Genomic DNA, 14,062 nt, shown 5'->3' with positions numbered 1-14,062 from the left:
TATGTCTTTCATTGCATTTATTACAAAAATTTGATTTTAAACAGTTGTTTGACTTGGTCGATAGTCAATCACATGATGACGCCAATGCTCTTTCAACTGCGGAGAAAACTCGAGGTTATTCTCATCATAAACTTTACCATCAATTTCACGTGCTATTAATCCTGCAATACTGGTCATCATATCGTAGCCAGTAACCGCTTTGCTGTTTGGTAAAGCAAGGAAGAAAGCCAAGCCCTGTACTTGTTCACCTGATAATGTCTCCAAGTCAAAACCTGCTGGACCATTATCTGTAATGCGCAATACTGAAAACATCAAAGCACTTGGTTCATCAGTATTTTCATAGCGATGGAAACATGACATTTCGCCAAAACGCAAACCGTATTTAAGTAATACTTTTAATGCTTTGTCACCAGAAAGTGCACGGCGCGGGTTTGGATAGACATTTAAGGCAATAATTTCTTCAGCAGTTGCTAACGCACTTTCATCATCGTAACGTTGTTGCTCATGCAAATGGACATCTAAAATATTACTTTCACCATCAAACTCAGCAATCTCAACAGTCTCAATACTTGGGTTTAACGTGAGTTCAGGCTCAACTTTCACTTCATCAAGTTTATCGGAAGGATTTACTTGATCCTCTAAAGCCTCCCCCTCTGTCTGAGTTGGAGTGGAAAGTTCAGCTTCAGTTGCTACAGATGTTTTAACTTCAACTGATTCAGCAATCTCTTGAACTTTTTCAGGTTCAGATGCTTTTTCAACTACAGTGACTGGTTGAGAAGCAATAACGGGAGCAGCTTCGATTGGATTGGTTTTAAAACTAGGCTCAACACGTTCAACAGCTAGCTCAGGAGTTTCCACCTTCAGAATCTGATCTCTCACATGACGTGGAATCACAGGCTGATTACTTTCAGGATTAATGTGCAAATCTGCTTCTAGTGAAGGCTCAACTGGTTTTGGTTTTCTTAAAATCATTATCAAACCAACGAGCATAATCACAACGGCAATAACAATGCCTATTATTGTATTCATTTCCATATTAGGACTCCGCAACTAACCCGTATTCTTTTGCCTGTTCTAAATCGACAGTCACTAATTTTGATGTACCTGGCTCTGGCATGGTCACTCCCAATAAATCAGTTGCCATTGTCATCGCCAATTTATTATGTGTAATGTAAATGAATTGTACCTGTTCAGAAAGCTCTTTTACCAAATTACAATACCGTTGTACATTCGCATCATCCAATGGCGCATCTACTTCATCTAGAACGCAGAAAGGCGCTGGATTCAATCTAAAGATCGCAAACACCAAAGCTAAAGCAGTGAGTGCTTTTTCTCCACCTGACAGCAATGCGAGCGAGCTATTACGTTTGCCTGGTGGACGAGCCATTAATTTGACACCTGACTGCCAGTCATCCTCAAGACTCAAAGTAGCTTCACCACCGTTAAAAACTTTAGGGAACAATACTTGTAGCTCTTGGTTGACCTGATCAAAAGTGGTCATAAATAGCTTTCGTGTTTCTTGATCAATGCTTTTCATTGCATCTTTTAGTTGGTCAACAGTATTTTGCAAATCTTGCATCTGATGGCTAAGCTCATCAAAACGCTGTGACACCTCTTCGTATTCTTGAGAAGCTGCTAAATTAACTGCGCCAATTTTCTCAAACTGTTGTTGTGCTTTTTCCAGTTTTTGCTGATGCTCTTTAATTTCAATCGACAGATCAGATACAGGTTCGGAATTAAGTTCTTTGAGTTGTTCTAAATAATGTTCACGATCTGACTTAGCTGCCTGCCATGCCAAGCGTTTTTGTTCCAACTGTTCACGCACCAGTTCATCTTTTTGTTGGGCTTGATGGCGTTGCTCTGTCAGTTGTTGCTGCTTTTCTTGTACTTGATTCAATTCAAGCTGCCATTCATTCCAATTTTTTTGCAATTTTTCAGTTTGCTGGAACTGTTCTTGGAATTGTGATTCGAGGTTTGGTAACTCGAGTTGAATTGGATCAACAAATTTCTTTGCCTGTTCTATTTGCTCAATAATTTGTCGATATTGTGTCTTTAAAAAAGAAATATCTTTTTCCAACAACTCAATCTGTTGATTGGCTTGTGAAGTCTGCTGGCGTAATACTTCACGTTGTTGTTGTTGTTGAGTCAACTGTTGTTGTTGCTCATCTAACTGCTCATTTAAACTTTCAACCTGAAACTGCAAAGTTTTATAGTTCGGTAAAACCGCTTCTAATTTAATTGCGAGAGCATGCAGATCAATTTCTAGATCATCTCTCTGCATCGCATCTTCTTCAAGCTGCAAATCCAATTGTTTTAGTTGATCTGCCAATTGCTGTTGCTGCAATACAAAAGCCTGTGCAGTACTTTGTAATTTAGCAATTTGCACATCGAGTTGTTGTAATTCTTTTTGCTTTTGTTTTTGGCTTTGTTGCTGTTGCTGTAAATGTTGTTGCTGTTGCTGCAAAGTTTGTTGTTGAACAGAAAATTGGTTTTCTAACTCAAGTAATTGTGGCTGCATTTCTGCAAGTTGTTGTTCGATTTCCTCTAAACGCACTTGATGGCTTAGCATGCCCTGTGCACTTTGGCTATCTTCATCATAGTGCAGAGCGATCACCCAATCAGCCCCGACATGATAACCATCAAGCGTCAAAATTGATTGTGCATGAATAAGATCAGACTGATAACTCAATGCTATTGTTAAATCATCTGCAACGGCAACATTTGCCCAGAGCGAAGATTGTGGAGCTTCAATAAAATCATTTAAACGACGCAGTTGTTGTATTTGAATCTTTTGCTGCGTGGATGATTTTAACTGACGTGCCACATCTTCTTGGAATGTTTGTCCACTTTCGATCAACTGTGCTTGTAACCATTTAGCTAAAAATTTCTCAATGATCACAGCATGAGATTTGCCTTGAGTTGTTAAGCGCAAGCTTTGCATCAATCGAACAGCATTTTGATTTTGTTTTGGACTCTGCTTCGCCAGCAATTGATTCAAATTTTTCTGTTCAGCCAATAGAACTTGAATTTCTGTTTTTAAACTCTGTAGATTGGTTTTATCTTGCTGTTGTTGATCCTGCAAAATCTTTGTATTTTGTTGAAATTGCTCTATTTCGGTTTCTAAAATAATGATTTCTTGTTGTAATTGCTGCTGTAATTGTTCTAGTTGCGCTTGCTCATCATCCTGAACCTGAGCACGAATCTGATTACTTTGGTTCTGCAAAGTCTGCTTTTGTTGTTCGATTCGTTGCACATTTTTAGCAAGCTGTTCAATTTGTGCCGCCATTTGCAACTTTTTTTGTTGCTGCTGATCAACTTGGGTTTTAATTTGATCAAATTGTTGTTGTGCTTGTTTTTGTTGGGCCTGAAGATCACTAAAGTGATGTTCGGTCGATTGTGTTTGCTGCTCCAATTCGACTAAGGCTTCACTCTGCTCATCATATTGTGCAGTTAAAGTTTCTACCTGAAGTTCAGAAAGCTGTAGTCGTTCTTTAGTTTGAAGTTTTTGTTGTTCAAGCTGAATCAGACTACTACTATTTTGTTGAAATAAGCTTTGCTTTTGCTCCAAAGTCATTTTCAATTCAGCCAGTTTCTTCTCTGCCTGTTGCCATTCATGCTGCAAAGGTGACGATTGCTGAATCAAATGTTGAAATAAAGCACTTGTCGCTTCTAAATCATGCTCAATTGTATGCGACTCTGACCGAACTAATTTAAAGCGTTCGCCAAGCTCGTTCATTTCAACAGTATATTCTTGTTGTAACTTCTGACTTTGATTCGCTTGGAAAGACAGTATTTCGATTTTTAAAGTACGAATCTGATTTTCTAAGGTTTTATATTGGATGGCGGCTTCGGACTGGCGTTTTAGCGTTCTCAGCTGTGATTTTAATTCAGCCGCTATATCTTCCAAACGCGCTAAGTTTTGCTCAGTATGTTCTAAATGCTGCAAAGTCTCACGACGACGTGCTTGATAGCGAGATACGCCAGCAGCTTCTTCAATAAACACTCGCATTTCTTCAGGTTTAGCATCAACCAAACGATTGATCATACCCTGTTCAATGACTGCATAAGAACGTGGTCCTAGACCAGTTCCTAAAAAAATATCGGTAATATCACGACGGCGGCATCGTGTGCCATTCAAGAAGTATTCTGATTTTCCTTCACGTGTGACCTGACGACGAACAGCAAGCTCATTATATGCATTGTATGCGCCGCCTAATTTTCCATATGTATTATCGAAACGAAGCTCTACACTGGCAACACCGACAGGTTTACGTTTAGATGTCCCTGTAAAAATAACATCCTGCATACTACCGCCACGCAACTGACGTGCATTCGATTCGCCCATAACCCAACGGATCGCATCAATCACATTCGATTTTCCGCAACCGTTCGGCCCAACTACCGCAGTGCGGTTCGCCTTAAAATGTAAAGTGGTACTATCGGCAAAAGATTTAAAGCCTGAAAGTTTTAAACTGCTTAAACGCATACTGCCCTAACTAACGGCGTGAGCGTCTCGCCCAAGCCAATTCAATCTGTTTCATTCGTGTTAGAGATTCCAACACAAGGTTGCGCAAGTGTCGACAAAAATCTTCCATAAATAAAGCAGCTTGTTGTGATTTTCGGATCAAAATTGCATCAATCACTAACTTAAACAAGGTAAATGATTCTTGTAGTTCTCGGCGCGATGTATTTAAGGTTAAAAAATAGCTACGACGTAGTGATGGCAACAATTCCTTATAAAATTGCATCATGTAAGGATTAGCCACCATCTCATGTTGTTCTGCTAGATATTTAAAAATAGCATCATAGAATTTCTCTATATCACCAGCACGAACAAACTCAACAAGTTGATCCAATAACTCTTGTAGTTGCTCAGCTTCATTTACTCGCCAAGTTTCACTAATACGCTGCACAATGTGCCCAAGAACCATCACATTGGTATCAAACAAAGCTTTGACTTGCTGAGCAGACATTTCAGAAACAATCGCCCCACGACGTGGAAAAATTTCGATCAAATATGTACGTTCTAGTAATAACAATGCTTCACGGACAGAGCCACGACTGACATCTAATTCTTTAGCAATGCGCAATTCTTGAATGCGTTCACCCTCGACAAGCTCACCACTAATTATTTGTTCACTAATATATTTTGCAATCTGTTCAGAAAGACTATCCGCCTCTTCGAGATTCATGAGCCCCTCGCTATCTTTGTTATACGCATTTTCCAATGCTGTTTGCGCTTTTTTGTTTTAACTGATCTGACCTTATAAATTCTATATCATTGTCTGACAATTTCATTGCTTTTTAAGCCAATCACTACTTTTAGACACTATTTCATCTTTAAAATTGACTTAATAATCTATTTTTATAATTTAAAGATCAATTATTTAGATACTCTACTCAGCATCAACCGAATATCTGAAACATTTTTTCTAATTGATTTTTTATTGATATCATTCTCATAAATTTTTATTTACGCAAAATAAGTCTCATTTAAAACTCTAGCATCCTAGTTCGTTTATCCAATAAAAAAGTAGTTACAAGCAAGCAATCTTATTGTTCATAACTTAATTTCCAAACGAAGATCACCATCTTTAAGCTATAAAGTCCTTCCTTTTCAGTCATTACACGTCAACAACATGACGTGCACTTTTAGAACAAAACAGCCTATTAAATCAACTTAATAGTAATGATTGCATTAAATTAAGAACTAGGGTCTGTTGAGAATTACCGAGAGTTAATTACACTCGCGCACAATTGAATCATGGCTTCAAAACTCGTATCTGTTTTACAACTACGCATCGCTATACGTTTAAATTCTTTTAACTTACAGAAATAGTTTTCAATGAGATGACGCCATTTATACATAGTCGTATCAAATGCTCTCATTACTTTTCGATTAGATTTGGGTGGGATCACCACTTTCACTTTACGTTCATTGAGTTCTTGGATGAGCCAATCTGCATCAAATGCTTTATCAGCTAGTAATGCTTGAAAATCAACATCTTCAATTAAAGGTTTGGTTTCTACTAAATCGTGATATTGACCAGGCATTAATCGAAACTTAATGAGGTTGCCTAGACTATCCACTAAGGCAAGAATTTTACAGGTCATTCCACCTCGAGATTTACCTATAGACTGTTTGAAAGTCCCCCTTTTGCACCTTGCCCATGTCGATGAACTTTAACAATCGTTCCATCAATCATGGCGTATTCCAAATCAACATCTTCATTTACAGATGCAAAAATAGTTTCAAATACACCAGCTTTAACCCAGTCACGGTATCTTTTAAAGACGGTATTCCATTTACCAAAATGAGCAGGTAGATCACGCCATGGACTGCCTGTACGGGCAATCCATAGGACTGCTTCTAAAAATAATCGATTATCTTTTCCACTACGACCTCGATCGGTCACTTTACCTAGGCAAAAAGGTTCCATTTTTGCCCATTGGGCATCAGTAAGTATGTATCTATCCATAGTACTATTATAAATTAATCAGTAGTCTTTGTTAATTCTCAACAAGCCCTAAATTAAACCTTTGTAAATAAAGTAGCTTCCAACAAAAACCAATAATCCTGCAAAACACTTCTTCAGCATCGCTGCTGATAGTCGATGTGCTACCCTAGCACCAACTTTGGCAGTAATAAAACTCATCACACTGATCCCCAGAAAAGCATATACATGTACATAGCCAATCGTATTGGGAACATCAATCTGTTCTTTTGCACCAAACCACATAAATCCAATCGCACCTGCTAAAGCGATTGGTAAACCACAGGCTGCAGATGTTGCTACAGCTTGTTGCATCACTACACCATGTCGATTGAGATAAGGAACCGTTAAACTCCCGCCCCCAATACCAAAAATCGCGGATGCGATACCAATTCCGCCCCCTGCTGCAAATTGTAGAGGTGCTGAAGGTAAATGCTTATTAGGATCAATCTGTGCATGCGCTCCTCTAAACATTTTATAAGCCATCCACACTGCAAAAATGCCAATCACTAACTGTAAATGTTGTCCTGACATGAGATCAGCAATTCCCGCCCCAAAAAAAGAGCCTAATATCAATCCTGGAGCTAGATTCTTAAATACCGACCATAGCACTGCGCCTTTTTTATGATGCGCCATGACTGAGCTGATTGAGGTAACAACTATGGTTGCAAGTGATGTACCTACAGCTATGTGCATAATGACATTAGGATCATAATTCAGCTGAGTGAATACAATAAATAAAATTGGAACAATTATTAATCCACCACCAACACCAAACAATCCTGCGGTGAATCCAGCAATTGCACCAATGAGCAAATATATGATTAACTCCATGAATACATGACCACTCTACTTGTAAAAAATGATGGATGATTTCGCAACACGCCAGTTACAGCAACTCTTAAATGCAAAGAATCAATATCCAGAAGTGGTGTTATTCAAAACCACAACGACATCTACTAATGATGATATGCGTGAGCTTGCTCAAAAAGGCATGACAACAGGTCTTGTGTGTAGCGCGCAACAAACCAAAGGACGTGGTCAACACCAACGTGAATGGGTTTCCCCTGATGGAAATGTTTATTTAAGCACACTGATTCAAACCAATACAGCACTTGATGGGCGACTTGCACTTGAAGTTGCATTGAATATTTTACAGATCCCATGCTTACGTAACTTATCATTAAACGTCAAATGGCCAAATGATTTATACAGTTCACAAGGGAAATGGGGTGGGATCTTAGTTGAACCGCTTTCTGTAAATCAAGCGATTGTCGGTGTAGGTATTAATATTAACACCCCTAATGTGGAAGATGCAGATCAATCCATTACATCACTACATCATTTAGGACTACAGCAACTTGAACGATTTCAGCTTATTGCTGAATTATATGTTGCGATTCAACAAGCAGCCCAATGGTTCGAACATGGTAGCTATAATCTAACTGAACGATTTAATCATCATGCGATTTGGATCAATGAGTTTGTAGAGTTTGAACATGCACTAGGTAAAACCTATGGTCAGTTCCAAGGCATTTCGAATGATGGTGCCGTTATAATCAAATCAGATCAAACACAACAGTTCTATCAAGGTCGTTTACGTCTTGCATCTAACTAAGGGATCACAATGCGATGAAAAGTTTATGGCTTGATATTGGTAATACTCGTTTAAAATATTGGATTACACAGCAAGATCAAATTATTGAGCATGCTGCTGAATTACATCTCCAATCGCCTGCCGACTTGTTGTTAGGACTTATTCAACATTTTCGTTATCAGAACATTACTCACGTTGGGGTATCTTCTGTTCTTGACAGTGAAAATAATCATCGTATTAAAACAATCCTAGATATTTTAGAAATACCCGTCATTTTTGCCAAAGTACATACTGAATATGCTGGATTACGATGTGGCTACGATGTTCCAAGTCAGTTAGGAATAGACCGATGGTTGCAAGTATTAGCAACCGCTAAACCGAATGAGAGTTATTGTGTGATTGGATGTGGAACGGCTTTAACTATTGATCTTATTGATGGTTTCCAACATCTAGGTGGATATATTTTACCTAATCTGTACTTACAGCGTGACTCCCTGATTCAAAACACTAAGGGTATCAAAATTCCAGATTCTGCCTTTGATAATCTAGATCCAGGACATAACACCGTTGATGCTGTCCATCATGGCATTCTTTTAGGCTTGATTAGCACGATTCATCAAATCATGCAGCAATCGCCAAGAAAACTCGTACTCACAGGTGGTGATGCCAATTTGTTTGAAAAATTTTTAAAGCATTATCAACCGCAAATCGAATCGGATTTACTTTTAAAAGGCTTAAAACATTATGTTCAAGTCAATTCTGCTGCTACTAATGTTTGAATTACCTTAAATAAATGTTCAAATTCACGATAGCCATCATCCTCACAAAAATGTCCTGCTTGGCTTACTTCAATCAATTGCGCATTAATATAATGTGCAAATTTGAATGTGTATGGCACAGGCACGTCAGGATCATTGCTTGAAAAAAACACGATACGTCGAAGGATATTCGTTCGAAGGTATTTGCTATCGAAACAATTTTCTTGAATAAATTGACTCCATTCTGGATGTTGCGGAATTGTTTCGTTAAAACCTGCTAAAAATAATGCTGCCTTAATAGATGTCCCTTTGAGCTTATCAGCTAAATATCTCGCTGCCGCTAGACAAGATAATCCATGTGCAACCAAAATACTTTGTTGATTAATAGTATTTAATTGAGCCTCTAAGCAAGTTTGCCAAACCTCCGCATCAGGATGACTTGAATCAGCCAGAACAACTCTTTCAGCAGCGATACCAATGCTTTTTAGTTCTTGCTCTAACCAGATATACCAATGCTGTTCTGGATTTGCATTTTCACAATGCAAAATAAAAACCTTATTTTTCATATCTTGTGACACAGTTTACATTTATCAATAAAATCATATATTTAATTTTTATTATCCAATTTTTACTAAACGTTTAGTGTTTAATTTTGTACTATTTTTATACACCAACTTTCAGAAAAATAAAAAAGGCGCTAATGCGCCTTCAAATGAAAGTATGGACTTTTATTTATTATTTTTTGTATCGTTGTTACCAAATAATGGTCCCATACCGCCACCACCACCGAATTGTTTCTGCATATTGCCCAATGATTTCAACATTTTGCTCATGCCTGATGGATTCGCAAATTTCTTCATCATCTTCGCCATTTGTGCTTGTTGCTTGATCAATTTATTCACTTCAGCAACATCCATACCACAACCAGCAGCAATACGTTTTTTACGGCTTGGATTAATTAAATCAGGATTACGACGTTCTTTAATCGTCATCGACTGAATAATCGCTTCCATACGCTTAACTTGCTTTTCAGGATTAGCTTTTTCAATTGCATCCTGAATGCCCGCATTACTCATACCAGGCAACTTATCCAAGAAGCCCATCATGCCGCCCATTTTACTCATTTGCTCAAATTGCATCAGCATATCTTCAAAGTTGAAGGTACCGCCTTTTTGCAATTTTTTCGCCATTTTTTCGGCTTTTTCTTTGTCGATCTTACGTTCAACTTCTTCGACTAAAGAAAGGACATCACCCATGCCCAAGATACGTTGTGCAACACGATCTGGGTGGAATGGCTCAAGCGCATCTAGTTTCTCACCAATACCCAAGAACTTGATCGGCTTACCCGTGATGGCACGAACAGAAAGTGCAGCACCACCGCGTGCATCACCATCAGTTTTAGTGAGAATCACACCAGTTAAAGCCAAAGCATCATTAAAAGCTTTTGCTGTATTGGCAGCATCTTGACCTGTCATCGCGTCAACGACGAACAAAGTCTCAGTCGGCTTCACCGCAGCATGTAATTCTTTGATCTCATCCATCATGTCTTCATCGACATGTAGACGACCTGCCGTATCGACAATCAAAACGTCAGCAAATTGAATTTTTGCTTGCTCAATCGCACGATTGACAATATCAATTGGTTTTTCTGACGCTTGTGATGGAATAAAACCAACACCGACTTCATTTGATACTGTTTCTAACTGCTTAATCGCTGCTGGACGATACACGTCGGCAGAAACAGTCATTACTTTTTTCTTTTGGCGCTCTTTGAGGAAACGCGCTAATTTTGCAGCCGTCGTGGTTTTACCAGCACCTTGCAAACCAGCAAGTAGGACCACAACCGGTGGTTTTGCGCTTAAATCAAGAGTCTCATTTGCCTCACCCATCATTTTGGTGAGTTCATCATAGACAATTTTTACAAATGCCTGACCTGGAGAAAGCTGAGTCATTACTTCTTGACCAAGTGCTTCTTCCTTCACCTTCGCGATAAATTCACGAGTTACAGGTAACGCCACATCGGCTTCAAGAAGTGCCATACGTACTTCACGTAAGGTATCTTTAATATTGTCTTCGGTCAGCTGCCCTGAGCCAGTAACATTTCTTAAACTCTGTGTGAGTCGTTCTGTTAAGGTATCAAACATTGCGAAATCCGCTTAAAATGGCTAGTTGCAAAAAAAATCTTTCTTAAAATAGAAAATTTATGCATAAGATGCTATAGGATACTGTAGTTCGAAGCGAATTTATATCTTATATGGTGAATATTATTCATCCCCCTAAAAAAGGTTTGACATGATCAGTCTCCCCTTGGTTTACACAATTTTGGCACTTGTCTCATATACCAGTTCATTCTGGTATCTGTTTATCCATTTAATGTCAAAACGTACTCCAAATCTTTGGTGTTATGGTCTTATTGTTGTATTAGGATTGATACTTCATGGTCTTGTCTTGTCACAGGATATGATCACACCGTTAGGGGTAAATTATGATGTATTTAATCTCATTTCCTTTACCTCTGGACTGATGTTAAGCCTAAGTTTAATTTTAAGTCTGATTCGCCCAATATTACCTTTAAATTTAATCGGCATTCCTGTTGCTGCGATTGGACTAATCCTAGGGTTTTCTTTAAGCCAATCCAATCAAACCATTGAACATCATGGAGTCGGTTTAGATACCCATATTATTTTGTCTTTGTCCGCTTATGCGGTTCTGTTAATGGCAACCATTCAAGCAGTTCTATTATGGTTTCAAGACAGAGAACTCAAGAAAAAACAAAAAAAACGTATTTGGGTCAACCTGCTCCCCCCTTTTCAAGTGATGGAATCCTTACTTTTTGATTTAATTATTACTGGGTTTGGTTTACTCACCGCTGCACTAATCTTTGGTTTCTTTACCATTGATAATTTCTTTGCTCAACACCTCGCTCACAAAACTGCATTTAGTATTATTTCTTGGTTTTTATATGGAGCTTTACTAATCGGACATTACAAATTTGGTTGGCGTGGACGTAAAGCGATTCGATTTACAATTACAGGATTCGTATTACTAGCAATCGGATTTATTGGCAGTAAATTTGTTTTAGAAATGATATTAGGGCGTTAATTTAACTGTCCCAATAAAAACTAGACAGCTTCTCTTAAAATGCGTATAAACCAGTTTTTGTTTAACTAGGTAATGCATTGTGAAACTCGCACTCGCCCCTATGGAAGGTCTAACAGATCCAATTATGCGTGATGTCCTCACTCATGTTGGTCGTTTTGATTGGTGTGTGACTGAGTTTATTCGTATTACTGACAGCATTCTACCTGACCATATTTATTACAGTTTTTGTCCTGAACTAAAAACTGATGGTAAAACAGCTGCTGGAACACCAGTACATGTTCAATTTTTAGGAAATAATCCTGAAATGCTCGCAGCCAATGCTGCTAAAGTCGTTGAACTCGGTGCTCCTGCAATTGATCTAAATTTTGGATGTCCAGCTAAAACAGTCAATCGCCATCGAGGCGGTTCAGTTTTATTAGATGAACCTGAAACGGTACATCTCTTAGTCAAAGCTGTTCGTGATGCTGTACCTAAACATATTCCAATTTCAGCAAAAATGCGACTCGGTTATTTAGATGAAAATCATACACTCGATAATGCACATGCCATTGAAGATGCTGGTGCTAGTTGGCTCACAGTTCATGCTCGTACAAAAGCTGATGGCTATACACCTCCTGCCTATTGGGAAAAAATCCAGCCAATTACTGAAGCATTAAAAATCAATGTAATTGCCAATGGTGAAATCTGGAATAATGCTGACGCCAAAGCATGTTTAGAACAATCAAGTTGTCAGGATTTGATGATAGGACGTGGCGCTGTTACAACTCCAGATTTGACACTCTGTATCCGTGAAAATAGCGACCAAGCAATTTTAACATGGCAGGAGCTAGTCGTATTACAACAACGTTTTTTAAGCGGACAATTCAAAACTGAAATTGGAATGATTGGTCGTTACAAGCAATGGTTAGGTATGATGACTAAAGCCTATCCAGAAGCTCAAGAGTTGTGGAGCCTAGTAAAACGAGAAAAGCAACTTGAGAATATTCTAGAATATTTAAATAAAAAATAGGGAGCGATACTCCCTATTTTTTACTAATGCTCTTGATTAATTACAGACCACTAATTTTCATTTTTAAGTCAGTAACTGAAGCATTTTTAAATCCAACATTTCCAATTGAACTATTTTGTAAACCATTAAATCGATAATTAGCACTTCCAACCGCAGGAATTGTTGTCATATCATTACCTAATTTGATTTCATTTAATGATAAATCAACTGCATCAGAGGTGATACAAGTACTAGGTGTTGTAGAGCACGTGTTTACAAAATTTCCAAAAACAAAACCATCGGATTCAATACCAGCATGAAAATTATCTAAACGAAAACCTGTTAAAGGATTTGATGCTTTCATTTGAAACTTAAAATTTGCACCAATAGCTGTTGTTGTTGGATCAGTTTCAGTAGCGTAGCTAGAGACTAGCATCATATTACACCCTGTCCCAGCTCCACAAATAGAATCAATCGCCCCACCTAGACGCACCATGTAACTCTGTGGCGCTGCTCCGAGTTGAATATTCATTTTCGGTTTATTCGTAGCTAAAAACTTTATATTCAAACCGTCATTTAATCTAAGTAACTCTTTAACACCTGTATTTAATGTTGCTGTAGTTCCACCAAAAATGGTTCTTTGCGTATAAATACCAGGAGTTGTCAAACCCATATCTGATACAGCATTTGCACCAGCCGTATAGATAGAGAATTTAGAAAATACTAACTCATCTAAATTTCCAAAAGTTATCCCGATATTCGCGAAAGCTCCATTAGTACCAGTCCCCTTATCTGTATCAATAACAGCATTTAGACTTAAGTTAGTAGAAGTACCAGCAGCTTTTGCGGTTATAGTTGGACTCGACATAGTTGAATTAGGACTTTGTGCAAGTACTAACGCAGCTCTACCACGATATTCTGTTGCAGCAATCGTCTTCGTATCCCAACCATCAGGATCAATCACAGCCATTTGTTTAAATTCAATGCTTGGGGTAGTTACATTAATATTTAAACCATCTTGACCAGTCGCAACAGATAGACTTTGATCATCCATTGGTTGCATTGCTATTACTAGAGGACTAAAAAATAGAGTTAGACATCCTAGCATCTTATTTTTATTCAT

At 38.2% G+C, this 14,062-nt stretch carries 11 protein-coding genes and 1 pseudogene; 4 read left to right on the top strand and 8 right to left on the bottom strand.

Annotated elements, in window-relative coordinates; translation table 11 throughout:
* Positions 1–36: 36 nt before the first annotated feature.
* The 5 genes and pseudogenes from Q9Q86_RS01065 to Q9Q86_RS01045 form a co-directional block, all read right to left on the bottom strand.
* Complete coding sequence (locus tag Q9Q86_RS01065; protein WP_087539836.1) at positions 37–1,035, bottom strand: cell division protein ZipA C-terminal FtsZ-binding domain-containing protein; 999 nt, start codon at positions 1,033–1,035, stop codon at positions 37–39.
* Between the two features lies 1 nt (position 1,036).
* Positions 1,037–4,486: a chromosome segregation protein SMC gene (gene smc, locus Q9Q86_RS01060; RefSeq protein WP_112987358.1), complete on the bottom strand. Its 3,450-nt coding sequence runs from the start codon at positions 4,484–4,486 to the stop codon at positions 1,037–1,039.
* A 10-nt stretch (positions 4,487–4,496) separates the two neighbouring features.
* Positions 4,497–5,192, bottom strand: coding sequence for a GntR family transcriptional regulator (locus Q9Q86_RS01055; protein ID WP_004960197.1), 696 nt, complete (start codon positions 5,190–5,192; stop codon positions 4,497–4,499).
* A gap of 535 nt (positions 5,193–5,727) precedes the next feature.
* Positions 5,728–6,440, bottom strand: a pseudogene (locus Q9Q86_RS01050) (IS5 family transposase).
* A gap of 87 nt (positions 6,441–6,527) precedes the next feature.
* Positions 6,528–7,328 carry a sulfite exporter TauE/SafE family protein gene (locus Q9Q86_RS01045; protein ID WP_075696164.1) on the bottom strand — a complete coding sequence of 267 codons (801 nt, stop codon included), beginning with the start codon at positions 7,326–7,328 and terminating at the stop codon, positions 6,528–6,530.
* A 31-nt stretch (positions 7,329–7,359) separates the two neighbouring features.
* On the opposite strand from Q9Q86_RS01045, the gene Q9Q86_RS01040 reads away from it, so the two are divergent.
* Together Q9Q86_RS01040 and Q9Q86_RS01035 are read left to right on the top strand one after the other, a co-directional pair.
* The gene (locus Q9Q86_RS01040; RefSeq protein ID WP_171293765.1) at positions 7,360–8,112 is read left to right on the top strand and encodes a biotin--[acetyl-CoA-carboxylase] ligase; all 753 of its coding nucleotides are present in this window, start codon (positions 7,360–7,362) and stop codon (positions 8,110–8,112) included.
* Between the two features lie 14 nt (positions 8,113–8,126).
* Positions 8,127–8,870: a pantothenate kinase gene (locus Q9Q86_RS01035; RefSeq protein WP_004960213.1), complete on the top strand. Its 744-nt coding sequence runs from the start codon at positions 8,127–8,129 to the stop codon at positions 8,868–8,870.
* Here Q9Q86_RS01035 and Q9Q86_RS01030 read toward each other — a convergent pair.
* Positions 8,840–9,427: an alpha/beta hydrolase gene (locus Q9Q86_RS01030; RefSeq protein ID WP_112987327.1), complete on the bottom strand. Its 588-nt coding sequence runs from the start codon at positions 9,425–9,427 to the stop codon at positions 8,840–8,842. The two genes, Q9Q86_RS01035 and Q9Q86_RS01030, sit on opposite strands and share 31 nt — an antisense overlap.
* 150 nt (positions 9,428–9,577) lie before the next feature.
* On the bottom strand, positions 9,578–10,993 hold the full coding sequence (ffh, locus tag Q9Q86_RS01025; protein WP_112987328.1) for a signal recognition particle protein: 1,416 nt from the start codon (positions 10,991–10,993) through the stop codon (positions 9,578–9,580).
* Positions 10,994–11,141: 148 nt separating this feature from the next.
* On the opposite strand from ffh, the gene Q9Q86_RS01020 reads away from it, so the two are divergent.
* Positions 11,142–11,951, top strand: a complete 810-nt coding sequence (locus Q9Q86_RS01020) for an inner membrane protein YpjD (protein WP_005403133.1) — start codon at positions 11,142–11,144, stop codon at positions 11,949–11,951.
* Positions 11,952–12,030: 79 nt separating this feature from the next.
* Positions 12,031–12,960, top strand: coding sequence for a tRNA-dihydrouridine synthase (locus Q9Q86_RS01015; protein WP_112987329.1), 930 nt, complete (start codon positions 12,031–12,033; stop codon positions 12,958–12,960).
* A 40-nt stretch (positions 12,961–13,000) separates the two neighbouring features.
* Here Q9Q86_RS01015 and Q9Q86_RS01010 read toward each other — a convergent pair whose 3' ends face one another.
* Positions 13,001–14,062 carry a pilus assembly protein FilA gene (locus Q9Q86_RS01010; RefSeq protein ID WP_112987330.1) on the bottom strand — a complete coding sequence of 354 codons (1,062 nt, stop codon included), beginning with the start codon at positions 14,060–14,062 and terminating at the stop codon, positions 13,001–13,003.

The sequence above is a fragment of the Acinetobacter sp. A22 genome (assembly GCF_030913345.1).
In the GTDB taxonomy this organism is placed as follows: Bacteria; Pseudomonadota; Gammaproteobacteria; order Pseudomonadales; family Moraxellaceae; genus Acinetobacter; species Acinetobacter junii.
Note: the sequence above shows the minus strand (reverse complement) of the source record. Positions and strands in the feature narration are given on the sequence as shown.

Coding starts and splice junctions, on each gene's coding strand:
- Q9Q86_RS01010 (WP_112987330.1), bottom strand. CDS start 14,062: ATGAATAAAAATAAGATGCTAGGATGTCTAACTCTATTTTTTAGTCCT.
- Q9Q86_RS01040 (WP_171293765.1), top strand. CDS start 7,360: ATGGATGATTTCGCAACACGCCAGTTACAGCAACTCTTAAATGCAAAG.
- Q9Q86_RS01055 (WP_004960197.1), bottom strand. CDS start 5,192: ATGAATCTCGAAGAGGCGGATAGTCTTTCTGAACAGATTGCAAAATAT.
- ffh (WP_112987328.1), bottom strand. CDS start 10,993: ATGTTTGATACCTTAACAGAACGACTCACACAGAGTTTAAGAAATGTT.
- smc (WP_112987358.1), bottom strand. CDS start 4,486: ATGCGTTTAAGCAGTTTAAAACTTTCAGGCTTTAAATCTTTTGCCGAT.
- Q9Q86_RS01020 (WP_005403133.1), top strand. CDS start 11,142: ATGATCAGTCTCCCCTTGGTTTACACAATTTTGGCACTTGTCTCATAT.
- Q9Q86_RS01065 (WP_087539836.1), bottom strand. CDS start 1,035: ATGGAAATGAATACAATAATAGGCATTGTTATTGCCGTTGTGATTATG.
- Q9Q86_RS01035 (WP_004960213.1), top strand. CDS start 8,127: ATGAAAAGTTTATGGCTTGATATTGGTAATACTCGTTTAAAATATTGG.
- Q9Q86_RS01045 (WP_075696164.1), bottom strand. CDS start 7,328: ATGGAGTTAATCATATATTTGCTCATTGGTGCAATTGCTGGATTCACC.